This window comes from Actinobacillus vicugnae (assembly GCF_901687125.1).
Classification (GTDB): Bacteria; Pseudomonadota; Gammaproteobacteria; order Enterobacterales; family Pasteurellaceae; genus Actinobacillus; species Actinobacillus vicugnae.
On the sequence record NZ_CABFJY010000033.1, the window covers coordinates 145,790 to 169,699 of the forward strand.

Here is a 23,910-nt window from a genome sequence, read left to right on the forward strand (position 1 = left end):
ATTCTTTGAAAATTCGACCGCTTGTATTGTGTAGGGTTATGCTTCTGGAGAAGTATCTACGCTTTCTGCTTCGCCAGTGTCCCTGTTATCAGCTTCGATGTTTTCGTCTTCTTCAGGTTCGCATACTCGCTCTACGCTTACTACATTTTCATCATCTGCGGTGCGGATAATGCGAACGCCTTGGGTGTTACGGCCAACAAGGCTCACTTCAGCAACACGGGTACGTACTAGCGTACCTGCATCCGTAATCAACATGATTTGATCCGCTTCTTCAACTTGAACCGCTGCGACCACTTTGCCGTTACGTTCGTTTACTTTGATTGACACCACACCTTTGGTTGCACGAGATTTCACTGGGTATTCGCCAATCACCGTACGTTTGCCGTAGCCGTTTTGGGTTACGGTTAAAATATCGCCTTCAGTACGAGGAATCACAAGAGAAACCACTCGGTCGGTATCAAGGCTAACGCTTGAGGTATCTTCCGCTTCTTCGTTTTCAATCTCAATAATTTCGGCTTCTTCAATCTCTTCTGCTGAAATTTCAGTAGTTGAAAGTTTGATACCTCGCACCCCTGTGGCGGTTCGTCCCATTGCACGCACTGCTTTTTCTGCAAAGCGAACCACTCGACCTTGTGCAGAGAACAACATAATTTCGCTGTCGCCATCGGTAATATCTACGCCGATTAGCTCATCCCCTTCGCGAAGTTTTAATGCAATTAGACCGCTTGCACGCACGTTGCTGAACGCATCAAGCGAGACTTTTTTCACCACACCACTTGCGGTTGCCATAAAGATAAATTTATCGGCACTAAATTCACCATTTGGAATCGGAAGAATCGCTGTGATACGTTCGTTTTCTTCTTTCACAAGCGGCAGAATATTCACGATTGGCGTGCCTCTTGCCCCACGGCTGGCTTGCGGTAATTGATAGACTTTGAGTTGATACAAGCGTCCACGACTTGAGAAGCAAAGAATCGTATCGTGGGTATTCGCTACCAATAATTTTTCAATGAAATCGTCCTCTTTCATCTTTGTTGCCGATTTGCCTTTACCACCACGGCGTTGGGCTTCGTAATCAGACAGCGGTTGATATTTCACATAACCTGCGTGAGAAAGCGTTACGACCACATCTTCTTGGGCGATTAAATCTTCCATATTGATGTCGCCCGATGCGGCAGTAATTTCCGTACGGCGCTCGTCACCAAACTCAGCTTTTACTTTTTCTAGCTCTTCACGAATCACTTCCATTAAGCGATCTGCACTACTTAAAATATGTAACAATTCGCCAATTTCAGTGAGCAACTCTTTGTACTCATCAACAATTTTTTCGTGTTCTAAGCCTGTTAAGCGGTGTAAACGTAACTCTAAAATCGCACGCGCTTGGGCTTCAGAGAGGTAATATTGTCCATCACGAACACCTAAATGCTCAGGTAAATCTTCTGGACGAGAAGCATCTACGCCTGCGGCTTCTAACATTGGTGCAACATTGCCTAATGCCCATGCCCGCGCTAATAAACCTTCACGTGCTTCATCTGCCGTTTTTGAGTTACGGATCAATTCGATAACAGGATCGATATTCGCCAGCGCAATCGCTAAACCTTCTAAAATGTGCGCACGTTCGCGTGCCTTACGCAATTCAAAAATAGTACGGCGCGTTACTACTTCACGACGATGTTTAACGAAAGCTTCGATAATTTGTTTTAAATTCAATACCTTAGGCTGACCATGGTCTAGCGCTACCATATTGATACCGAAGGTTACTTGCATTTGGGTAAGTGAATAAAGGTGATTTAACACCACTTCGCCTACAGCATCACGTTTCACTTCGATAACGATTGAAATACCTTTTTTATCTGAGTGATCTTGAATACCGCTAATGCCTTCAATTTTTTTGTCTTTCACTAGCTCAGCGATTTTCTCAATCAATTTCGCTTTATTCACTTGGTATGGCAATTCGGTAACAACAATTTGCTCACGCCCTTTGTCGGTGGTTTCAACGCTTGCTTTAGCACGCACATACACTTTGCCACGCCCTGTGCGATAAGCATCTTCAATGCCTTTACGCCCATTGATAATCGCCCTTGTCGGAAAATCAGGACCTGGGATATAACGCATTAACTCTTCAACAGTAATCTCTTCGTTTTCGATATACGCCAAACAGCCGTCTAACACCTCACCTAAATTATGCGGCGGGATATTGGTTGCCATACCCACCGCAATCCCTGATGAACCGTTTACTAACAACGCAGGAATTTTAGTCGGCAGCACATCGGGGATCATCTCTTTGCCGTCATAGTTTGGCGAGAAATCCACGGTTTCTTTATCTAAATCCGTTAATAATTCCTGGGTAATTTTTTGCATACGAACTTCGGTATAACGCATCGCCGCTGGCGCATCACCGTCAATCGAACCAAAGTTACCTTGACCATCAACTAACATATAACGAAGTGAGAAGGGTTGCGCCATACGCACAATGGTATCGTAAACCGCAGAGTCACCATGTGGGTGATATTTACCGATTACGTCACCCACCACACGAGCCGATTTTACATGTGGGCGGTTAAACGTGTTGCTGTTTTGATCCATTGAGAATAACACGCGGCGGTGTACTGGTTTTAAACCATCACGCACATCGGGAAGCGCACGTCCGACAATAACAGACATCGCATAGTCGAGATAAGACGTTTTTAACTCGTCTTCAATACTGACGGGGGTAATATCTTTGGCTAATTCGCTCATTGAAATTTCCTAATCAAGTTTATAAAAAAGATTGCCCAAGCTACTGGAAAAGTAGAGGGCGAAAAATTCAGGCGATTATAGCATAAAAAAACAGTTGAAAGTTGAAAATTGAAAGTTGAAAATGTAAGGAAGCGGTCAAATTTGGCATTTATTTTGCAATTTGACTTTTTTATTCCTATTTCCAGAGGCAGTAATGCGTAATATTGACCAACAAGAACTTGATAAATTTGAAAAAATGGCAACAACTTGGTGGGATCCGAACGGTAGTTTTAAACCGATTCACCTGCTTAATCCACTGCGTTTTGCTTATATTCAAGAGAAAGCTAACGGTGTATTTGGCAAAAAAGTGCTTGATGTTGGTTGTGGTGGCGGTATTTTAAGCGAAGAAATGGCAAAAGCAGGGGCAAATGTTACGGGGATTGATATGACTAATGACCCCCTTGAAGTTGCTCGCCAGCACGCCCAACAACATGGCTTAACTATTGATTATCAACAAACCACCATTGAAGATTTTGTACAAAATCAGACCGCCTGTCAGGCAGAGAAGTTTGATGTCATCACTTGTATGGAAATGTTAGAACACGTGCCAGATCCATTATCCATTATTCAAAGCTGTAAAGCCTTACTTAAACCAAATGGCGTGCTGTTTTTCTCCACGATCAATCGTACTTTCAAAGCATATATGTTAGTGATTGTAGGTGCCGAATACATACTCAAAATGTTGCCGAAAGGCACGCACAAATTTGAAAAATTTATTAAACCAGCAGAATTGCTAAATTGGTGTGATCAGGCGCAATTACGTTGCCAAGAAATGAAAGGTTATCATTTTAATCCATTGACGGAAAAATTCTGGCTAAATAATGATGTAAGCTGTAACTATATTGCTTGCTTACACGCCGAATAAGCGGTCAAATCTCATTAATTTTTTACCAAAAAAGAGGGCGTTTTAAAACGCCCTCACTTTATTAATTACTGGTTAATTGCTTAACTAAATCAATGACTTGCTGAACCTGATTAGGTGATAATTTTCCTTCTGCAACAAACTGTACCTTACCTGCTTTATCCAACACAGCAATAAAACTTTCTTTCGCTTTTAAGCCCCACGCATTTTTTACACTACTCGCTTGATCTAATACTACTTGGCTGTGTGGATTTTCCAATTTGCCGTCTTCCACGCTATTTTTTACAAAAACACCCGTACCAACAATCGCATCATCTGCATTCACAATCGTTACTGTTTGGTATTTTGCACGATCAAAACCTGCATTTTTAATCGCATCAATCAACGCTTTATTTTTATCTTTGACGCTACTTCTACCTGCAAAATGGTGAACCACGCGCACCTTTCCAGCAAGGCTATTACTTGCCCAAGTTTTATAGCTGACATCTTTGCCTTTTAACGTGAGTTCGCCATCTTTTGCGACGGTTACCGCAGGAAGTACATTGTTTAACTGAACCTGATGTGCAAAAGCCACATTTGCAAAAAATAGACCAAAAACGACCGCTAGTTGAGAAAATTTTTTCATTTGTTCCCCTTTAAGTGAATTGAAATATTAAAAATAAGCACAATATTGCTATATTACTTTAAAACTAGCGACACAGCATTAAAATTTTCTACTCGTTAAATGCGTGATTTTATGCTATTTTAACCATCAACTTTCCCATTGATTGTGGGATTTTCATTTTTAAACACTAACTCATTGATTTAAGGAGCTTTTATGCAACAAGGCGGCGGATTAGAAATGATCGTAATTTTAGCAGTTTTCGGTCTTATTTTTTACTTTATGATTTATCGTCCACAAGCAAAACGCCAAAAACAACAACGTGATTTACTTTCTAACCTTGCAAAAGGCGATGAAGTATTAACAAACGGTGGTTTAATCGGTCGTATCACTAAAGTAAGTGCAGAAAACGAAAATATCGTTATCGCATTAAACGACACAACAGAAGTTGTGATTTCTCGTAACTACGTGGTTGCGGTATTACCAAAAGGTCAAATGAAAGCCCTTTCTTAATTTTCCTACCTTAGGGGACTTATTGTGTTAAATCGTTTCCCATTATGGAAGAACCTGATGATTATTATTGTGATACTCATCGGTGGTTTATACGCTCTTCCAAACTTATATGGCGAAGATCCTTCGGTACAAATATCTGGTACTCGAGGTCAAGAAGCCACGAGCGAAACCCTCGCTCAAGTACAGGGAACATTGTCATCAATGAATATCACACCAAAATCAGCCGTTCTAGAGAACGGCTCAATTTTAGTGCGTCTTGAAAATGATGAACAACAATTACCTGCCAAAGAAAAAATTTCTGAAGTATTAGGTGACAAATTTTCGGTTGCGTTAAACCTTGCACCTGCGACGCCTAGTTGGCTAACCGATATTGGCGGTAGTCCAATGAAGCGAGGCTTAGACTTACGAGGCGGTGTGCGCTTCCTCATGGAAGTTGATATGAACACGGCTCTCACTAAACAGCAAGAAAGCTTGCAAGACAGCCTTCGTAGCGAATTACGCAAAGAAAAACTACAGTATAAAGCGGTCAAAAAAGGCGAAAATTTTGCAACTATCATTGAATTCGCTGATGCTGACACAGCAGATAAAGCAGTTCGTTTTGTACGTCGCCAATATACTACTTTAGAAGCTGCATTTATTGATACAACAACGGTATCATTCTCTCCTTCTGCAGATGGTTTATCTGCTTCAAGAGATATGGCAATTGAGCAAAACCTTTCTATTTTGCGTAAACGCGTGGAAGAACTCGGTGTTTCTGAGCCAACCATTCAGCGTCAAGGTGCCGATCGTATTGTAGTTGAATTGCCAGGTGTGCAAGATACGGCGCGTGCAAAAGAACTTCTTGGCGCAACCGCAACACTGGAATTCCGTTTAGTCAATGCAGATGCCAATGTTGAGTCTGCTTCACGCGGTATTGTGCCTGCAGATTCAGAGCTAAAATTTAGCCGTGATGGTGGCGCTGTAGTATTACGCCGTAAACCCTCTTTAGGTGGTGAACATATTATTGATGCAACCTCAGGTAAAGACGAACGTGGTTTACCGCAAGTAAGTATCAACCTTGATGCTGAAGGCGGTAATATGATGTCTGAAATTACCAAAAGTGCTGTTGGTAAACCGATGGCAACCCTTTATAGCGAATTTAAAGATTCAGGACGTAAAGACGCTCACGGTAAAGTCATTTTAGAAAAACATGAAGAAGTGATTAACGTTGCAACGATTAACTCTCGTCTTGGCAGCCAATTCCAAATCACAGGTATTAACTCACCTGCTGAAGCACAAAATCTTGCGGTATTATTACGTTCAGGTGCATTAATTGCACCAATCGTAATTGTAGAAGAACGTACAATTGGTGCATCCCTCGGTGCGGATAATGTGGCGAAAGGGATGGAAGCAGGAATGTATGGTCTAATTTTAACGATCATTTTCTGTTTAGTGTACTATAAAATGTTCGGTGTATTCGCTTCTGCAGCCCTTACCGTAAATATGATTTTAACTATTGGTTTAATGTCACTCGTTGGCGCAACGCTAACCATGCCTGGTATTGCGGGTATCGTTCTTGCGGTTGGTATGTCAGTGGATGCTAATGTATTGATTTACGAGCGTATTAAAGAAGAGTTACGTAACGGACGTTCAGTACAGCAAGCAATTCACGAAGGCTATAATGGCGCGTTTACTTCGATTTTTGACTCGAACCTAACAACAATTTTAACCTCTTTAGTACTCTATGCGGTGGGTACAGGCCCTGTAAAAGGCTTTGCAATTACACTTGCACTAGGGGTAATGATTTCAATGTTCACTGCAATTACTGGTACTCGTATGCTCGTTAACTGGGTTTACGGTGGCAATAAACGTGTGAAAAAACTTTGGATTTAAGGTGGAATAAATGGCAACTATGCAAGAAAAAGATGCGTCAGAAATTAAACTGCCGTATAAACTAATTCCATTTATGAAATATCGTTATGTCGGTTTCGTATTTTCATTAATCGTGACGACATTATGTATTTTCTCTATCGTGACCAAAGGATTTAACTGGGGTTTAGACTTTACAGGTGGTACTGTAATTGAAACCACATTCTCACAACCTGCCGATTTAGGTAAGGTTCGTGCTTTGTTGGAGCAAAACGGTTACGGCAATGCACTAGTACAAACTACAGGTAGCCAAAAAGAGCTAATGATTCGTTTACCTGCATCTGCAGGCGATATGTCGTTAGGTAATAAGATCATGGATATTGTCCACCAAGATCTTGACCCTGCTGCAACGATTAAAAGTGTTGAATTCGTAGGACCAAATGTAGGTGAAGAACTCACTCAAGGTGCGATTTGGGCAACGCTTGCTACACTTGGAATGTTGTTACTTTATGTCGGTACTCGTTTCGAAATCCGTTTAGCCATCGGCGGTATTCTGGCATTATTCCACGACGTATTAGTTACTATCGGTATTTTCTCATTTTTACAGATTGAGATCGACCTTACCTTTGTGGCGGCAATTCTGTCGGTAGTAGGTTATTCATTGAATGACTCGATCGTGGTATTTGACCGAGTGCGTGAAAATTTTAGTAAAATTCGCCGTGTAACTTCACAAGAAGTGATTGATATTTCATTAAGTCAAACGCTTTCAAGAACATTAATGACCTCAGTAACCACATTATTCGTGGTCGCAGCGTTATATTGGTTTGGTGGTCCTACCATCCATAGTTTCTCACTAGCATTATTAATTGGTATCGGTTTCGGTACTTATTCATCAATCTATATTGCAATCGGTGTCGCATTGCAACTTGGTTTAAACCGTGAACACATGGTGAAACCAGTAGTAGAAAAAGAAGGTGCAGATCAACAAGCATTTATCGATTACTAATTACTAAGAGGGGGTAGCCTCTTGGTAAAAAAGTGAGTATAATTAATACAATTATTCAAAGGGGTGGAAATTTTTCCGCCCCTTTGTCGTATCTAGATTTCGGAATGAAATTAACTCTCATTATTTAACAAATTTTTAATATTAAATAGAGGTGTAAAATGTTACAGCAAAAAATCATTGATAAACTCAATGAACAAATCAACTTAGAGTTCTACTCTTCAAATGTTTATTTACAAATGTCTGCATGGTGTTCAAAAAACGGTTTTGCTGGTGCAGCAAATTTCTTACTTCGTCACGCCGATGAAGAATTAGAGCATATGCAAAAATTATTTGATTATGTGTGTGAAACAGGCGCAATGCCATTATTAGGTCAAATTGAAGCTCCTCGCAAAGAATATTCGTCACTTAAAGAATTATTTGATGTGGTATCTGAGCACGAAAAACACGTTACAGCTAAAATCAACGAATTAGTAGAAGTAACCTTCGCAGCAAAAGATTATTCAACCTTTAATTTCTTACAATGGTATGTTGCGGAACAACATGAAGAAGAAAAATTATTCGGTGAAATTTTAGATAAGTTTGCAGTGGCAGGCGAAAGCAATAAATCACTCTACTTTATCGATAAAGACTTAGAAACCTTAGATCAATCACAAGGAGCAGCATAATGTTATCACCAGCAATCATCAAACATTTAAACGACCAATTAAATTTAGAATTTTATTCTTCAAATGTGTATTTACAAATGTCGGCATGGGCGGATAACAATGGTTTCCCTGGTGCAGCAAAATTTTTAAAAGCACACGCAACAGAAGAAATGGAACATATGCGTCGTTTATTTACTTATTTAAACGAAACAGGTTCACTTGCAGAAATCTATACAATTGAATCACCAAAAGCTGAATATGATTCATTAAAATCATTATTTGAAATTGTATTAGATCACGAAAAACATGTGACGGCTTCCATCAATAAATTAGTAGAAGTAACCTTTGATGCAAAAGATTATTCATCATTTAACTTCTTACAATGGTATGTCGCAGAACAGCATGAAGAAGAATTTCTATTTAATTCAATTTTAAATAAATTCAAACTATTAGGCGAAGATGGCAAATCTTTATACTATATTGACAAAGATTTAGAACAGCTTGCTGGCTCGCACTAATTCGCTATTACAAGCGGTCAAATTTCCCTCATTTTTTGCATATCACCAATTTTTGCGGAAATTTGACCGCTTATTTTATTGCGCTTACGCAAACGTTTGCTTATTGAAGCAGTTTTCGGTAAAATTCGCCGCTTAAAATTTCTATTTGTTTATTTGAGGTTTTCATTTTATGTCTTTGTTTAAGTTTGAAGAACGTGGCGCCAACACTCGCCAAGAAATTATTGCGGGTTTAACCACGTTCTTAGCGATGGTCTATTCGGTGATTGTTGTACCAGGCATGTTAAGTCAAGCAGGTTTCCCAGCCGAGTCAGTATTTATTGCAACTTGTTTAGTTTCTGGCTTAGGTTCAATCTTAATTGGTTTATGGGCAAATGCGCCAATGGCAATTGGCTGTGCAATTTCTTTAACCGCATTTACCGCTTTTAGTTTAGTGCTTGGTCAAGGTATCTCAACTCCTGTCGCCCTTGGTGCAATCTTCCTGATGGGGGTGCTATTTACGCTTATTTCGGTAACAGGTGTTCGAGCATGGATCTTACGTAACCTTCCTGCAAGCATTGCACATGGTGCGGGTATCGGTATCGGTTTATTTTTACTGTTAATCGCAGCAAATGGCGTAGGGTTAGTGGTTGGTAATCAGGCTGGCTTACCTGTAAAAATGGGTGATTTCACTTCATTCCCTGTCATTATGGCGCTACTTGGTTTAGCCGCAATCATTGGTTTAGAACGCTTAAAAGTGAAAGGCTCAATCCTTTGGGTGATTATTGCGATTACCATTATCGCGTTAATTTTTGACCCGAATGTAAAATATATAAGCTTTTTCAAAATGCCTAGCTTCGGCGAAAACTCTCAATTCTTAAATCTAGATGTGATAGGAGCCTTAAATACAGCAATTCTTCCTGTGGTATTCGCTTTAGTGATGACAGCAATCTTTGATGCGACAGGTACAATTCGTGCGGTGGCAGGCCAAGCAAACCTGTTAGATAAAGACGGTCAAATTATCAATGGTGATAAGGCTTTAACCTCAGACTCATTAGGTTCTGTGCTGTCTGGTTTATTCGGTACAGCGCCTGCTGCGGTATATATTGAATCAGCAACAGGCACAGCAGTAGGTGGTAAAACAGGTTTAACTGCCGTAGTGGTGGGGATTGGTTTTTTATTAATGCTATTTTTCCAACCGCTTGCTTTCTTAGTACCCAATTATGCAACAGCACCTGCATTAATGTACGTAGGTTTATTAATGCTAAGCAATGTATCAAAACTTGATTTTGATGACTTTATCGGCGCAATGTCTGGCTTAGTTTGTGCAGTATTTATTGTATTAACGGCAAATATCGTAACGGGGATTATGTTAGGCTTTGCAACCTTAGTTATCGGTCGAATTATTTCAGGTGAATTTAAAAAACTGAATATTGGCACGATAATTATTGCCATTGCTCTCGTTGCATTCTATGCATTTGAATTAGCAATTTAATCTCAAAAAAAGACCGCTTGTAAGGCTTTTTTATTACCTTACAAGCGGTCAAATTTTTTATAAAATTTGCACACCACACTGCTTTAACAATTCTGCCGTTTCACACACTGGCAAGCCCATCACCCCCGTAAAACTGCCTGATAATTGCGCCACAAATACTCCACCTAACTGTTGAATACCATAAGCGCCCGCTTTATCCATCGGTTCTCCCGTTGCGATATAAGCATGAATTTCTGCATCAGTTAATGTTCGAAAACATACTTCACTGGTTTGCAAACATTCAAATTGTTTGCTTTGATAGCTGACACAGACGGCGGTGAATACTTGATGTGTTCTACCTGAAAGCATTTTTAACATCGCAAAAGCGTCTTGCTCGTCTTTAGGCTTGCCCAGAATTTTCCCATCAATTGAGACGGTCGTGTCTGCGGTTAATATCGGATATTCAGCAAAATTTTGTGCCATTCTGACCTCTTGTGCGGCTTGATTTTTTTGCTGTGCAATACGCAAGCAATATTCCGAAGCCTTTTCGTTTAAAAGTGGGGTTTCATCAATTTCACTCGCTAGACGAAGTAAATTCAAACCTAAGTTTTGTAATAATTCCCAACGACGAGGGCTATTTGATGCGAGGTATATCGGTTGATTTTTCATTGGCGTCTATCCTTTTTATTATTTCTTATAGAATTTTTTGTTATATCAAAGAGGGATTAATATCAGAAAATTGTTCAAAAAACTTTGCATTTAAGGGAAGTTAACCTTTATTATTCCACAAAATAGATTTAAATCTATCAAGACTGCTTAGGATAAAGGAACTTATACATGTCAAAATTTCAAATTCATACTATCGAAACCGCACCAGAAGCCACACAAGAAGCATTAAAAGCTGTACAGCAAGCTAATGGTTTTATTCCAAACTTAATCGGCGTATTAGCCAATGCGCCAACTGCATTAGAAACTTACCGCACCGTAGGTGGCATTAATGGTCGTAATAGCTTAACAGCACTTGAGCGTGAAGTGGTACAAATTACCGCTGCAGTAGTAAATGGCTGTGGTTTCTGTGTTGCAGGTCATACTAAAATTTCATTAAAAGCGTTAAATGCACCAAAAGAAATCGTTGATCAAATTCGCGCTACCGCACGTATTTCTGATCCCAAATTAGATACTTTGGCGCGTTTCACGCTGGCAGTAATGTTACAAAAAGCAAAATTAACGGATGCGCAATTACAAGCGTTTTTCAATGCAGGTTATAACCAACAAAATGCGATTGATGTGATTTTAGGAGTAAGCCTTGCAACTTTATGTAACTACGTAAATAACATTGCAGAAACGCCAATCAATCTAGAATTACAAGACTTTGCATAGTGCAAATTAAGGGTGCGCTACAGCGCACCTTCTTGTTATCCGCTTAATCTCCATCTTTTCCGCTAAATAATCGCTCACCCAATACTTAAGCAACATCGCAATACCTCCGTCCACTAATATGAAATTGAGCTAGGTATTTGTGTCATTTGTGATGAAGACTAGTTAGCTCTAAAGCATTTTGTTACTGAAGGAAATTTAGTGGTGTTATATGTGCATAGTAAATTAAACGCACAAAATAAAAGGGAAGCCATGGTGGATTTACCGCTTTGATCAAAGCGGTAAAATTGTTGAGCACAGGGATGTAATCCAACCTGTTTCAGAAAAAACCGAAAGCGGTCGTAGTATGTTCTAATCTCTCAATAAATAAGCGGTCTATTTTTACTAAAAATTTCGGTATCATGTAACAATTACACAGAACCCGTCTCTATATCATTGAAACAAATTCGCATTTTTGTGCATTTGCTACATCATTTCGTAAAAATTTGCAAAATAAACCGCTTAATTTATCTCTCATTTAAGTAAAATCACGACGATATTGAATCATGCCTGTTTTCCTTGCTACTTGATTATACAATGCCTGAGCCTGTAAATTATCTTGAGCTGTTAGCCAATAAACTCGGTTTAATTGATTATCTGTAGCATATTGATAAACTGTTTCAATTAATTGTCGGGCCACACCTTTTCTTCTTGCTTCTTCGCTTACAAACAAATCTTCTAAATAGCAACTATCGGTATTGTTCCATGTGTTAGGGTGAATCACAATGTGAGTAAATCCTAATAAATGACCGTGCTCATTAAAAGCACCGAATCCTTTTACAGTTTTCGTTTGAGTAACCTTCCGCCATGTTTCATTCGAAACCGAATCACATAATGAGGTTTGATAAAATTGTAAATATTTCTGCCATAACGTATACCAACCTGCGTAATCTGATGATTGTAATAGACGAATTTCCATAATCTTTCTTATAAATAAGCGGTCATTTTCAGTAAAAACTTGCAAAAGTTTAACCAAAAATAACCGCTTACAAAAGCCTACCTTTAGAAACGGAACACCTTTACATTGCTAAAACCATTTTCTTTAAGATAAAGCGCTTGTAATTTGCTCATTACCCCACGCTGGCAATAAAGTAAATAGTTTTTCGATTGATCTAATGTTGCAAACTGGCTCGAAAGTTTGTAGAACGGCATTAATTTCACTTCCACACCTGCTAAACCAAATGGCGCTTCATCGGTTTCTTCTGGGCTACGAATATCTAAAATAATATCGTTTTCCGTCAATGCCGAAGTGGTTTCAACCGAGACAACCTCTTGTTCGGTTTGCTGAGCAATTTCACGAATATCAAGGAACTGTGCATTTTCGACCGCTTGTTCTAGCACTGCAAAATCAAAATTACCTTCTTCCTCAACAATTTTGCTTTCAACGGCTTTCACTGTCGGATTTTTTGAAATCACGCCACAAAATTCCGGCATTGATTTGGCAATATCATCGGTACCGATTTCTTTCGCCATGGCGATAATTTGCTCTTTATCATGTGTAATTAATGGACGTAGCACTAATGTATCAGACACTTTATCAATTAAACGTAAATTGGTGAGTGTTTGGCTAGAAACTTGCCCTAGCGCTTCGCCCGTTACAATTGCTTGAATATCAAAACGCTCAGCAATTTTGCTTGCCGCACGCACCATCATACGTTTTAGCACCACCCCCATTTGACCATTATCGACTTTCTCTAAAATTTCGCCGACCACATTTTCAAAGTTGATTGCAACAAAACGCACTTTGTGCGAGGTGCTATAACGGCTCCAAATATGATATGCCATCTGTTTCACACCTATTTCATGCGCTGCACCACCTAAATTAAAGAAGCAGTAATGCACTCGAGAGCCACGGCGAATCAACATATAACTTGAAACACCCGAATCAAAGCCACCTGAAATCAGTGATAACACATCTTCTTGCGTACCAATTGGATAACCACCTAAACCTTCATGACGTGCGTTGATCAACAACATCTTATCGCCGTCAATATCAATTCGCACTGTCACATCTGGCTTAGTAAGTTTTACTCGAGCCGATTCGATATGTTGATTTAAGCCACCACCCACGTATTTTTCTACGTCTAACGAGTGGAATTCGTGTTTACCTTTACGGCGTACACGTACGCAGAACGTTTTACCTTCTAATTCATCACGCACTTTTGCTAGCGTATTTTCAAAAATATCGTGCATGGTACTAAATGGCATTTCTTCCACTTCTAAAATATGGTGAATACCTGGTGTGCGCTTGAGTAAATCTAACACCATTGGTGCTTCTTCTGCGACTTTGGCACGCACTTCAATAAAGTCCCAGTTACGAATGACTGCGACATTTTCCGTTTCACGTAATAACACATTACGAATATTTGAGGTTAAAATTTTGATAAAGCGTTTACGAACCGAATCGCTTTTAATCATAATTTCAGGGAAAAGTTTAATAATAAATTTCATAGTTCAACTAAAAGAATAACCACGGAAAGCACAGAATACACAGAAAATCCCGTGAACTCCGTGTTTTCCGTGGTAAGAAAACAACTTAAAATTTAAACAACATTACGCAGCAAATGGATCGCGTAAGATCATTGTTTCAACTCGGTCTGGACCTGTTGAAAGGATATCTACTGGCACACCAACAAGCTCTTCAATGCGTTTGATATAGTCTAACGCTGCTTGTGGTAACTCTTCACGTTTTGTTACACGGAAGGTATTTTCACTCCAGCCTGGTAGCGTTTCATAAATTGGCTCTACACCTTCCCAATCTTTAGCTGCCATTGGTGCATATTCTACAATTTCACCATTTGGCATTTTGTAAGCGGTACAAATTTTTAACTCTTCAAAGCCATCTAATACATCTAATTTTGTCATACAGAAGCCTGAAATTGAGTTAATTTGTACTGCACGGCGTACAGCTACCGCATCAAACCAACCACAACGACGAGGACGCCCCGTTACCGCACCAAATTCATTACCTTTACGTGCAATTTCCGCACCAACATTATCAAATAATTCTGTGGTAAATGGACCGCTACCTACTCGAGTACAGTATGCTTTGATAATACCTAATACATAATCAAGATTACGAGGACCAAAACCAGAACCCGTCGCAACACCGCCCGCAGTCGTATTTGAGCTGGTTACAAATGGATATGTACCGTGGTCGATATCTAACATAGTGCCTTGTGCGCCTTCAAATAAGATATTCACACCTTCTTTACGCGCTTCGTGTAACAATGTCGTTACATCTGCCACCATGCCTTTAATTACATCAGCAACCGCAAATACATCATCTAATGTTTTTTGGAAATCTACTGGCTCAACTTTATAGTAGTGTACTAATTGGAAATTATAGTAATCTAAAATATCTTTTAATTTCTCAGCAAACGCTTCTTTATCGAATAAATCGCTTACACGTAAACCTCGACGTGCTACTTTATCTTCATAAGCAGGGCCAATACCACGACCTGTTGTACCAATTTTGTTTTTACCTAATGCTGCTTCACGTGCGTGATCCATTGCAACATGATAAGGAAGAATCAATGGGCAAGCTTCTGAAATTTTTAAACGCTCACGAACGTTGATTCCACGTGCTTCTAATTCACCCATTTCTTTCATTAATGCTTCTGGAGAAAGCACCACACCGTTACCAATTAAACAGGTCACATTATCACGTAAAATACCGCTTGGAATAAGACGAAGAACAGTTTTCTCACCATTGATAATTAAGGTGTGTCCCGCATTGTGACCACCTTGATAACGAACCACATATTTTACACGGTCAGTTAATAAATCTACGATTTTACCTTTCCCTTCATCGCCCCACTGAGCGCCGAGAATAGCAACACTTTTACCCATAGGAATGCCTCTTTAGTTAGCCTTGAATTGAATGAATATAACCACGGAAATATAGAAACACATATCCACTACAAGTGGCCAAATTTGGGCTGAAAATTTACAAAAAAATTGGTAATTCACACCGCTTATTTCGTTATGTTCTATTTTGCTGTGATAAATAAAAAAATCAAAGACCCGATAAAGATCGGGTCTTATAGATACAATTATTTTGTAGGTGCTTTCATAAAGCGGAAAAAGTCACTGTCCGATTTAAGTAGCATCATATTACTTTGCTCTTTTGCAAAGCTGTTTTCATATGCTTTTAAGCTACGCACAAAGCTGTAAAACTCTGGTTCTTGGCTAAATGCGTCTGCATAAATTTTTGCCGCTTGTGCGTCACCTTCACCGCGTAAAGTTTCAGCAGTTTTCTTCGCTTGAGCTTCAATAAGCACCACTTTCTTATCTACTTCAGCACGAATAATTTCTGCTTTTTCTTCACCCTGCGAACGGTGTTCACTTGCAACAGCTGCACGCTCTGCACGCATACGCTGATAAATTGAAGATGAAACTTCATTTGGTAAGTTGATTTGTTTTACACGTACATCAACTACTTCAATACCAAGTTTTTCTGCACCGTCATCACCGTCATTTAAGGCTTTTTGTGCACCCGCCATTAATTCACCACGGGAACCCGAAACAATATCTTTAATTGTACGAGAACCAATTTCAGAACGTAAACGGTCGCCAACTTTACGGCGTAATAAATCTGATGCACGTTGTGCATCACCACCTGTTGCCGTATAAAATTGACCAAAATCACTGATTCGCCATTTTACATACGAATCAACTAATAAGTCCTTTTTCTCAACGGTAACGAAACGATCTTCTTGACCATCTAAAATCTGGATACGCGCATCCAATACTTTTAAACTATCAATAAATGGCACTTTAAAGTGTAAGCCTGGTGCATAAACCACCACTTTTTGCTCTGCATCACGCTGCACCTTATTAAAGCGCAACATAATGCCTCGATAGCCTTCTGGCACAATTGTCACACATGAAAGCACGATAAAACCAGCTAGCGCTAAAATAGGTAATAATAATTTACGCATTATTAAAATCTCCCTTTACGAACTGGTTCTGCATTTTGTGTACTTGGTACAGAATGCGGTTGAACAGGTTGCTGTTGAACCACTTGTGGTTGCTGAACCACAAGTGGCGCTAGCTGTGTAGCCGCTACAGAAGCGGTCGGCTTTGCTAATAATTTATCCATTGGTAATACGTTTAAATTATTACCATTACCATCCATAATTACTTTCGGTGTATTTTTCATAACTCTTTCCATGCTTTCGATATATAAGCGTTCACGCATTACTTTCGGTGACGCTTTATATTCTGGTAAAAGTTTCGAAAAACGCTCTACTTCACCCTGCGCTTCTAACACGACTTGAGCTTTATAAGCAGTTGCTTGTTCAACAATACGTTGCGCTTGACCTCGTGCAATTGGCTCACGTCCACGAGCATAGGCTTCTGCTTCACGAATTAAACGTTGTTCATCTTCTTGCGCTTTAATCGCATCATCAAATGCATCTTTTACTTCTTCTGGCGGGCGTGCAGATTGGAAGTTTACGTCTGTGATCAATAAGCCCATATCGTAGGTTTTAATAATATCACGTAACGCCTGCCAAGTTTTTTCACGCACGGTTGCACGACCAGTAGTTAAAATATCGTCCATCGACATATGACCGATTACATAGCGCAATGCACTATCGGTCGCTTGTTTTAAGCTATCGTCCGCATCACGCACGCTAAAGAGGTATTTAGCGGGATCTTCTACACGGTATTGCACGGTCATTTCAACCTGCACCATATTTTCATCTTGGGTAAGCATTGAGCCACTGGTTTTCAGTTCAGAAACTCGCTCAATATTCACTGGCGTGACTTCATCAATCAACGTTGGTTTCCAGTTTAAACCAGGCATTACAATATCATTCAATTTACCGAAACGCGTTACTACGCCACGTTCCGCTTCTTTAACCGTATAAAAGCCCGAAACGCCCCATACAATAGCAGCGAAAACTAAAGCAAGCGGTAGAAATTTACCAAAATTTTGCGAAGGAGAAGAATTGTTATCTTTATTCCCTCCCATTTTCTTTAATAACGAACTAAAAGCCTCTTCTAAATCAGGTGGCTCTTGGCGATTATTTTGCTTATTTGGCTCTTGTTGTGAACCTTGTTGTTCAGGCTTCTTTTGACCTGGTTTACCCCATGGGTCTTGCTGATTGCCTGATTCATTCCACGACATAAATTTCTCCAAAGAATAAAATCTACTCTTACAAATTGTAAAAATGTGTAACTGGAGGATTGTACCTATTTGCGCCTGATATTGCTAGGCTTTATTCCCCTAAAGCGGTCTTTTTTAACAATTTTTTTGCAAATGAAAAGGGCGAACAAAATTCGCCCTCTTTTTTAAATGAGTATTAAAGTGCTTGCTCAACAAATGCACTTAATTGTGATTTTGGTAATGCGCCTACTTGCGTTGCAACCACTTCACCATTTTTGAAAAGAATTAACGTTGGGATTGAACGGATACCAAACTGTGCTGGGATCTGTTGGTTCTCATCTACGTTTACCTTAGCAATTTTTGCACGACCTGCAAACTCTTCTGATAATTCATCTAAAATTGGTGCAACCATGCGGCAAGGACCACACCATGGCGCCCAGAAATCTAATAATACTGGTACATCTGATTTTAAAACTTCTTGTTCGAAAGTTGCATCTGTAACTTGTAAAGTCATAATTTGTTTCCTTAATTTAATCTAAAAAGAAAACGCCACTTGACCGTGGCGTTAAGTTATTTCGTAAGATAAGGCTTCAGTTACTCAATTTCAAGTAAGTTTTTCCAATTGCACTAATTATTTATTCTTTATCCTCTGGCAAAACGAGATTTAACACTAGCGCAAGCAACGAGCCAACTGTAATTCCTGAGCCAAAGACTTCTTTGAAGAAGCTCGGTAATTTATCTAACAATTCTGGGCGAGTAGTCACCGCTAAACCACAACCGATTGAAATCGCAATAATTAACCCATTGCGTTTTGAGCGTTCTACTTTGTCCAGCATCTGGATACCTGCTGCGATAATCATCGCAAACATCATCAAGCCAGCGCCACCTAATACAGGACTTGGAATCGAAACGATTAATGCGCCAAACCAAGGGAACACGCCAGCAAGTACGAGTAATATTCCCATAATGGTAACGACATAACGGCTCGCTACGCCAGTGAGTGAAATCACTCCGATATTCTGTGCAAATGAAGAAAATGGTGTAGTAGACATAATCGCTGCGAAAGCAGAGCCTAACCCATCGCACAAAACACCACCACGTAGATGTTTACCTGTAATTTCAGTTTGGGTTGCGTTACCTAACGCTAAAAAGTTACCGCTTGATTCAACGATCGTCACTAAATAAGCAATCGACATACCAATAATACCTGAAATCGGGAAAGCTAAGCCAAAATGCAACGGTTGAGGAATTGCAAAAGTTTCTGCATTTTTGACCGCTTCAAAATTGATCCAACCAAGCGCTAATGCCACTACATAGCCAATCATCATACCAATAACAATCGCGGCCGCCGAGAAAATACCTTTACCCCATTGTACAAGGATCACCACTAGCACTAATACAAAAGTTGCCATCGCAAGATTGGCAGGCTCAGCATAATGTGCATCGCCTTTTTGACCGCCCGCAAACCAATCCACAGCTACTGGGATGAGGCTCAAACCAATCATCATCACCACAACGCCCGTTACCACAGGCGGAAACAATTTACGTACGTATGGCATAAAAAAGCTACCGATAATCATCACCAGTGAACCAATTAATGAAGCGCCCATAATACCTGCTACACCATGTTCACTAAAACCAATCGCAAGTGCTGCTGCCACAAAAGTAAAACTGGTTCCCATTACACTCGGTAAACGTAAACCAATTGGACCAATCCCTTGACATTGAATAATGGTCACAATACCTGAAACTAATAATGCTGCATTCACTAATACAATCGTATCTGGCGTAGGTAATTTAAGAACATTACCGATCACAAGTGGTACGGCGATAATACCGCCAAGCGCAGCCAATAAATGTTGAGCCGCAAGTAGAAGGGTTAATCCGAAAGGAGGTTTGGAATCAACTGGATAACGTAAGTTTTGCATAAATGCCTCAAAATAAAAAAATTGGGGCGAATTATATATTCTAGCAAACGATTACGCAAACGTTTGCTATCACATATTGTAGTAAAAACAAGCGGTCAAGTTTGGGCGACAATTTGCAAAAAAAACCATAAATTCGACCGCTTACGCCATTTAGCTATTTTGTAATGTGTCAAAAATCACTTCAGCAAGTTGTTTAGAAATACCTGGCACAGATTGAATTTCTTCTAATGTTGCTGCTTTCACGCCTTGCATACCACCAAGGTATTTGAGTAGTGCTTGACGTCGTTTAGCACCTACTCCTGCAATCGATTCTAATCCACTTTCAGTAAAAGCTTTTTGGCGTTTTTTACGGTGTCCTGTAATCGCATGATTATGTGATTCATCTCGAATATGTTGAATCAAATGCAATGCAGGGCTATCTGGTGGTAAATGCATTTCCTTGTCCGCTCGGCTGATCAATAAAGTTTCTAGCCCTGCTTTTCTTTCCACACCTTTTGCCACGCCAATTAACAATGGTTTACGCTTGTCCCAATTCACATTTAACGATGCAAACGCCTCCAATGCTCGATTAAGTTGCCCTTTACCGCCATCAATAAAAATAATATCGGGGATTTTATCAGCCTCTAAATTACGGTTATAGCGTTTTAACAATGCTTGTTCCATGGCTGCATAATCATCTCCGCCTGTAATACCTTCAATATTAAAACGGCGATAATCTGATTTTAGCGGGCCGTTTTCATCAAATACAACGCAAGACGCTACCGTTTGATTTCCCATCGTATGCGAAATATCGAAACATTCCATCCGCTTGATCTCTGCCACATTTAATACCGCTTTGAGTTCGTCATAGCGGTGGCGAATATTGCTATCTTGTTTTAACTGTAAAGTTAATGCCGCTTCAGCATTGGTTTTTGCCAATGCAAGATAACGGCTTTTATCACCGCGGATATTTCTATCGGCAATGCTAACCTTATGCCCTGCCTGTTCCGACAAAACATTGGCGAGCGCGTTTGCCTCACTTAACGGCTGATCAAGAATAATTTGATTTGGAATGGTGCGATGCTGATTCATTTGCAAATAAAATTGCCCAATAAAAGTATCTGCTAATTCAGTTAAATCGGTATTATTCGGAACTTTGGGAAAATAAGAACGATTACCCAACACTTTTCCGTGCCGCACAAATAAAATATGTACGCAGGCAATGCCGTGTTGATAAGCAATTGAAATAATATCGAGATCATCTAAACGTTCATTTGATACAAATTGCTTTTCTTGTACCGCTCGCACCGACTGAATTTGATCACGAAAACGTGCTGCACCTTCAAAATCAAGCGCCTCAGCTGCCTTTTCCATTTTCTGAACTAAATGCTCAATCACCTGCCCGTCTTTACCTTGTAAAAACAGTCGAACAAGGTTTACTTGATTATCGTACTCTTCTTGTGAATAAACGCCTTCTACACAAGGCGCAAGACAACGCCCAATTTGATATTGCAAACAAGGGCGAGAACGATTTTTATAATAACTGTCTTCACATTGACGAATGGGGAATAACTTTTGCAGTAAATTTAACGTTTCACGCACTGCTCCCGCATTTGGATAAGGGCCGAAATACTCACCTACAATTTTTTTACTTCCTCGAAACGAGGTGATACGAGGGTGCTTGTGTTTAGTTAATAAAATATATGGATAGGATTTATCATCACGCAACAACACATTGTATTTAGGCTGATTTTCTTTAATGTAATTGTGTTCCAGCAATAGCGCTTCTGTTTCAGAATGCGTAATGGTGGTTTCAATGTGATGAATATTAGCAACCAATGCTTCTGTTTTTTTGCTAGAAAGTTGGCTACGAAAATAACTAGATAAGCGCTTTTTGAGATCTTTTGCCTTACCAACATAAATGATGATGTTTTTTTCATCATACATTCGGTAAACACCTGGAAGGTGAGGCACATCAGCAAGAAAAGCTTTGGCATCAAACATAAAAACTCGTATCGCGTTAAAAAATAAATAAGCTCTATGATAACGAATATTTGACAATTAGGGTACTTCCGCCAAGGCTTCAGCAACTTAGCCTTATAGATAAACTGAAAAAGCGGTTATAAATATAACCGCTTTTGCAAAATAGTTAGCTGATTCGCAAATAGATTAGAAGCTATAGTTTACACCTAATTTAAATTCACGTCCTGGACTTGGTGGCGTTACTGCTGTATTTCTTTGGCTATGGCTACGATAGAATTTATTGCCGATATTTTTAACCGTGAAATTCACGTTAAAGTTATCTTGATCAAGCGGCTGCCAGTTTACAAAAATATCGTGCACACCGTATCCAATACGTTTTTGGGTTTCTACCTTAGCACGAGAAACCGCTTGATATTCTTTAGATTGCGCATAACGCCCTAACCAACCAATCTCTAAACTTGGTTGCATAAATTTATACGAAATTCCCATGCTCCATTGACGGCCTTGCGGAATAATATTCAACGGATCATTACTAATCAGAAAATCTGTTTTAGGATCCGCATAGGATACACCAGCGGTCAATTTTAAACCATTTAACTGATAATCTAATTCTGCTTCATAGCCTTTCGTAGTTAATGTACCTGCATTGCTGATTACGCCATTAGTTGTTTGATAAAAATGCTTAACTTTTTGCTCAAACACGTTACCTTTGAGTGTAACATTCGCATAATTCCATTCAAAGCCAACTTCGGCTAAGCGTGCTTGTTCCGTTTTTAAATTCGGATCAATAAAGCGTAAACCTCTCGCCTTATCTAACGAGCCACGGTTATCGGTCACAGTGTAAGCAGAAGCTAATAATGGGCTACGGCTAGCATAATTTAATTTAGCATTTAAGGCAAAATTAGGCGTTACATCCCAAATTAAGCCAAAACTCGGATTCAATTTATTATCCGAAACCGATTTTTTACCCGCAAGCGGTGCGCCTGTTTTATCCACTTTTCCTGCGGTATCTAACGCATAATAATCATAGCGAAGCCCCGTTGTTAAAGTGACTACTTTGCCTAACGACCAAATACCTTCAGCATATAAGCCGTATTCTGCTTTTTTTTCGCCCTTGATATGACCAAATGAATTTTGACTCTCGGTTTTCTCTTTACGAATATTCACACCGTATTTCAATAAGTGATCGTGGAACAATTCGCTGGTAAAGCCTAAATTAGCCCCAGTGGTATTGGTTTCTGAACGACGTTGATAGCCTGTTAATTTGTCTTTTTGGTAGTCTTCGCGCTTATCTGTTCCTGCAATGTAAAATACATTCGCCTTAACATCTCGTACAAAACCAAGATTTTTCGCTGCATAATCCAAATTGTAAGTGCGAGTTGTCGTATTTGCATTGACTGGGCGACCATTGAAGATCATTTCAAAACGATCTTGACCACTTCCATAAAATGTTTCCTGACGGAAGCTGAATCCAATACGATGATTTTCATTTAAATCATAGCCAAATTTTGCTAAGTAATTCCCTTGGCGACGAGTGGTATTATTTACCACTCGGCTATTGGTATTTACTGCATCTAAATAACCTCGCCCAGCTTTGTAGTTTTTATCATTTCCCCAGCTTCCTAGTAATAACACATCTAAGCCAGACTCTTGTCCATAAACAGAAAATGAGCCATTAATACCTCTATTACTGTTATATTCCGAGCCAATTCTCGCACCTAGTGACTGACCCTGTTTAAGTAAATCTTTTGCTGAAACAGTTTCGGCACGAATCACGCCATCAGTTACACCAATTCCCGCACTTGCAGCACCCGCACCTTTATCTACTTTAATTGATTTCACCATCGACGGATCTAACTGAAAACGTCCTTGATGGTACCATTGTTGCGTATTGGTTGAAGTATTATCAATCAGCATACCGATACGATCCTGCCCAGCACCTCGAATCGAAATATATTGAGCAGAAACGCTCCCTCCACCAATATTTACATCGGTTCGATTCGCTAATAATTCACGTAGGTTACTGATATTGCGGGTATGATTTACTGTTGGTTGGGCGTGAACCTCCACAGTATCCAAATGGGTTGAATGCGCAGAAGCATAGCTAGCAACAGCTAAGCTTATAACGCTCAGTGGAAAGATTGTTTTTTTATGTTTATGCATTTTTTGTCTCCTTTTAATTGTAGTAAGTTTCCCTATACAGATTAAATAAAAACAATTATCATTTCAATTAAATATGTAATTTACATAAACAAAAGGCGGGATTTTA

At 39.6% G+C, this 23,910-nt stretch carries 20 protein-coding genes and 1 pseudogene; 9 read left to right on the top strand and 12 right to left on the bottom strand.

Annotated elements, in window-relative coordinates; translation table 11 throughout:
• Window positions 1-36: 36 nt before the first annotated feature.
• Window positions 37-2,739, bottom strand: a complete 2,703-nt coding sequence (gyrA, locus tag F8M47_RS07930; protein WP_150539576.1) for a DNA topoisomerase (ATP-hydrolyzing) subunit A — start codon at window positions 2,737-2,739, stop codon at window positions 37-39.
• Window positions 2,740-2,932: 193 nt separating this feature from the next.
• On the opposite strand from gyrA, the gene ubiG reads away from it, so the two are divergent.
• A complete protein-coding gene (gene ubiG, locus F8M47_RS07935; RefSeq protein WP_150539577.1) occupies window positions 2,933-3,643 on the top strand; it encodes a bifunctional 2-polyprenyl-6-hydroxyphenol methylase/3-demethylubiquinol 3-O-methyltransferase UbiG in 711 nt (236 codons plus the stop codon).
• 61 nt (window positions 3,644-3,704) lie between these two features.
• Here the strand turns inward: ubiG and F8M47_RS07940 are convergent, their stop codons facing one another.
• Window positions 3,705-4,265, bottom strand: a complete 561-nt coding sequence (locus F8M47_RS07940) for a YtfJ family protein (RefSeq protein ID WP_150539578.1) — start codon at window positions 4,263-4,265, stop codon at window positions 3,705-3,707.
• Between the two features lie 192 nt (window positions 4,266-4,457).
• Between F8M47_RS07940 and yajC the strand changes: the two genes are divergently transcribed.
• The 6 genes from yajC (at window position 4,458) to F8M47_RS07970 (ending at window position 10,241) form a co-directional block, all read left to right on the top strand.
• Window positions 4,458-4,754 carry a preprotein translocase subunit YajC gene (gene yajC, locus F8M47_RS07945; protein WP_005597904.1) on the top strand — a complete coding sequence of 99 codons (297 nt, stop codon included), beginning with the start codon at window positions 4,458-4,460 and terminating at the stop codon, window positions 4,752-4,754.
• 24 nt (window positions 4,755-4,778) lie between these two features.
• The gene (gene secD, locus F8M47_RS07950; RefSeq protein WP_150539579.1) at window positions 4,779-6,626 is read left to right on the top strand and encodes a protein translocase subunit SecD; all 1,848 of its coding nucleotides are present in this window, start codon (window positions 4,779-4,781) and stop codon (window positions 6,624-6,626) included.
• Window positions 6,627-6,636: 10 nt separating this feature from the next.
• Window positions 6,637-7,608 (top strand): protein translocase subunit SecF, encoded by a 972-nt coding sequence (gene secF / locus F8M47_RS07955; RefSeq protein ID WP_150539580.1) that lies wholly within the window; start codon window positions 6,637-6,639, stop codon window positions 7,606-7,608.
• A gap of 158 nt (window positions 7,609-7,766) precedes the next feature.
• A complete protein-coding gene (ftnA, locus tag F8M47_RS07960; protein ID WP_150539581.1) occupies window positions 7,767-8,273 on the top strand; it encodes a non-heme ferritin in 507 nt (168 codons plus the stop codon).
• Window positions 8,273-8,770, top strand: a complete 498-nt coding sequence (gene ftnA, locus F8M47_RS07965; RefSeq protein ID WP_150539582.1) for a non-heme ferritin — start codon at window positions 8,273-8,275, stop codon at window positions 8,768-8,770. Before ftnA (F8M47_RS07960) ends, ftnA (F8M47_RS07965) begins: the two co-directional genes overlap by 1 nt.
• 169 nt (window positions 8,771-8,939) lie before the next feature.
• Window positions 8,940-10,241, top strand: a complete 1,302-nt coding sequence (locus F8M47_RS07970; protein ID WP_150539583.1) for an NCS2 family permease — start codon at window positions 8,940-8,942, stop codon at window positions 10,239-10,241.
• Between the two features lie 57 nt (window positions 10,242-10,298).
• On the opposite strand, the gene F8M47_RS07975 is transcribed toward F8M47_RS07970, so the two are convergent.
• Window positions 10,299-10,889 carry a Maf family protein gene (locus tag F8M47_RS07975; protein WP_150539584.1) on the bottom strand — a complete coding sequence of 197 codons (591 nt, stop codon included), beginning with the start codon at window positions 10,887-10,889 and terminating at the stop codon, window positions 10,299-10,301.
• 168 nt (window positions 10,890-11,057) lie between these two features.
• Between F8M47_RS07975 and F8M47_RS07980 the strand changes: the two genes are divergently transcribed.
• Both F8M47_RS07980 and F8M47_RS12385 read left to right on the top strand, forming a co-directional pair.
• A complete protein-coding gene (locus F8M47_RS07980; protein ID WP_150539585.1) occupies window positions 11,058-11,600 on the top strand; it encodes a carboxymuconolactone decarboxylase family protein in 543 nt (180 codons plus the stop codon).
• A gap of 168 nt (window positions 11,601-11,768) precedes the next feature.
• A pseudogene (locus F8M47_RS12385) lies at window positions 11,769-11,952 on the top strand (nuclear transport factor 2 family protein); the annotation flags it as partial.
• 162 nt (window positions 11,953-12,114) lie between these two features.
• On the opposite strand, the gene F8M47_RS07985 reads toward F8M47_RS12385, so the two are convergent.
• The 9 genes from F8M47_RS07985 to F8M47_RS08025 form a co-directional block, all read right to left on the bottom strand.
• Window positions 12,115-12,555: a GNAT family N-acetyltransferase gene (locus tag F8M47_RS07985; RefSeq protein ID WP_150539586.1), complete on the bottom strand. Its 441-nt coding sequence runs from the start codon at window positions 12,553-12,555 to the stop codon at window positions 12,115-12,117.
• Window positions 12,556-12,638: 83 nt separating this feature from the next.
• Window positions 12,639-14,087: a tRNA uracil 4-sulfurtransferase ThiI gene (gene thiI / locus F8M47_RS07990; RefSeq protein ID WP_150539587.1), complete on the bottom strand. Its 1,449-nt coding sequence runs from the start codon at window positions 14,085-14,087 to the stop codon at window positions 12,639-12,641.
• Window positions 14,088-14,189: 102 nt separating this feature from the next.
• Complete coding sequence (locus F8M47_RS07995; RefSeq protein WP_150539588.1) at window positions 14,190-15,488, bottom strand: adenylosuccinate synthase; 1,299 nt, start codon at window positions 15,486-15,488, stop codon at window positions 14,190-14,192.
• A gap of 203 nt (window positions 15,489-15,691) precedes the next feature.
• On the bottom strand, window positions 15,692-16,579 hold the full coding sequence (hflC, locus tag F8M47_RS08000) for a protease modulator HflC (RefSeq protein WP_150539589.1): 888 nt from the start codon (window positions 16,577-16,579) through the stop codon (window positions 15,692-15,694).
• A 2-nt stretch (window positions 16,580-16,581) separates the two neighbouring features.
• Complete coding sequence (hflK, locus tag F8M47_RS08005) at window positions 16,582-17,772, bottom strand: FtsH protease activity modulator HflK (protein ID WP_150539590.1); 1,191 nt, start codon at window positions 17,770-17,772, stop codon at window positions 16,582-16,584.
• Window positions 17,773-17,947: 175 nt separating this feature from the next.
• Window positions 17,948-18,265 (bottom strand): thioredoxin, encoded by a 318-nt coding sequence (gene trxA / locus F8M47_RS08010; protein WP_005597935.1) that lies wholly within the window; start codon window positions 18,263-18,265, stop codon window positions 17,948-17,950.
• Between the two features lie 121 nt (window positions 18,266-18,386).
• Entirely contained in the window at window positions 18,387-19,679 is a 1,293-nt protein-coding gene (locus F8M47_RS08015) for a nucleobase:cation symporter-2 family protein (RefSeq protein WP_150539591.1), read from the bottom strand.
• 150 nt (window positions 19,680-19,829) lie between these two features.
• Complete coding sequence (gene uvrC, locus F8M47_RS08020; RefSeq protein ID WP_150539592.1) at window positions 19,830-21,662, bottom strand: excinuclease ABC subunit UvrC; 1,833 nt, start codon at window positions 21,660-21,662, stop codon at window positions 19,830-19,832.
• 165 nt (window positions 21,663-21,827) lie between these two features.
• A complete protein-coding gene (locus F8M47_RS08025) occupies window positions 21,828-23,804 on the bottom strand; it encodes a TonB-dependent receptor domain-containing protein (RefSeq protein WP_150539593.1) in 1,977 nt (658 codons plus the stop codon).
• Window positions 23,805-23,910: the final 106 nt, after the last annotated feature.

Coding starts and splice junctions, on each gene's coding strand:
- F8M47_RS07980 (WP_150539585.1), top strand. CDS start 11,058: ATGTCAAAATTTCAAATTCATACTATCGAAACCGCACCAGAAGCCACA.
- yajC (WP_005597904.1), top strand. CDS start 4,458: ATGCAACAAGGCGGCGGATTAGAAATGATCGTAATTTTAGCAGTTTTC.
- F8M47_RS07970 (WP_150539583.1), top strand. CDS start 8,940: ATGTCTTTGTTTAAGTTTGAAGAACGTGGCGCCAACACTCGCCAAGAA.
- ubiG (WP_150539577.1), top strand. CDS start 2,933: ATGCGTAATATTGACCAACAAGAACTTGATAAATTTGAAAAAATGGCA.
- trxA (WP_005597935.1), bottom strand. CDS start 18,265: ATGACTTTACAAGTTACAGATGCAACTTTCGAACAAGAAGTTTTAAAA.
- F8M47_RS07975 (WP_150539584.1), bottom strand. CDS start 10,889: ATGAAAAATCAACCGATATACCTCGCATCAAATAGCCCTCGTCGTTGG.
- hflC (WP_150539589.1), bottom strand. CDS start 16,579: ATGCGTAAATTATTATTACCTATTTTAGCGCTAGCTGGTTTTATCGTG.
- F8M47_RS08015 (WP_150539591.1), bottom strand. CDS start 19,679: ATGCAAAACTTACGTTATCCAGTTGATTCCAAACCTCCTTTCGGATTA.
- F8M47_RS08025 (WP_150539593.1), bottom strand. CDS start 23,804: ATGCATAAACATAAAAAAACAATCTTTCCACTGAGCGTTATAAGCTTA.
- F8M47_RS07985 (WP_150539586.1), bottom strand. CDS start 12,555: ATGGAAATTCGTCTATTACAATCATCAGATTACGCAGGTTGGTATACG.
- F8M47_RS07995 (WP_150539588.1), bottom strand. CDS start 15,488: ATGGGTAAAAGTGTTGCTATTCTCGGCGCTCAGTGGGGCGATGAAGGG.
- uvrC (WP_150539592.1), bottom strand. CDS start 21,662: ATGTTTGATGCCAAAGCTTTTCTTGCTGATGTGCCTCACCTTCCAGGT.
- secF (WP_150539580.1), top strand. CDS start 6,637: ATGGCAACTATGCAAGAAAAAGATGCGTCAGAAATTAAACTGCCGTAT.
- ftnA (WP_150539582.1), top strand. CDS start 8,273: ATGTTATCACCAGCAATCATCAAACATTTAAACGACCAATTAAATTTA.
- F8M47_RS07940 (WP_150539578.1), bottom strand. CDS start 4,265: ATGAAAAAATTTTCTCAACTAGCGGTCGTTTTTGGTCTATTTTTTGCA.
- hflK (WP_150539590.1), bottom strand. CDS start 17,772: ATGTCGTGGAATGAATCAGGCAATCAGCAAGACCCATGGGGTAAACCA.
- gyrA (WP_150539576.1), bottom strand. CDS start 2,739: ATGAGCGAATTAGCCAAAGATATTACCCCCGTCAGTATTGAAGACGAG.
- thiI (WP_150539587.1), bottom strand. CDS start 14,087: ATGAAATTTATTATTAAACTTTTCCCTGAAATTATGATTAAAAGCGAT.
- ftnA (WP_150539581.1), top strand. CDS start 7,767: ATGTTACAGCAAAAAATCATTGATAAACTCAATGAACAAATCAACTTA.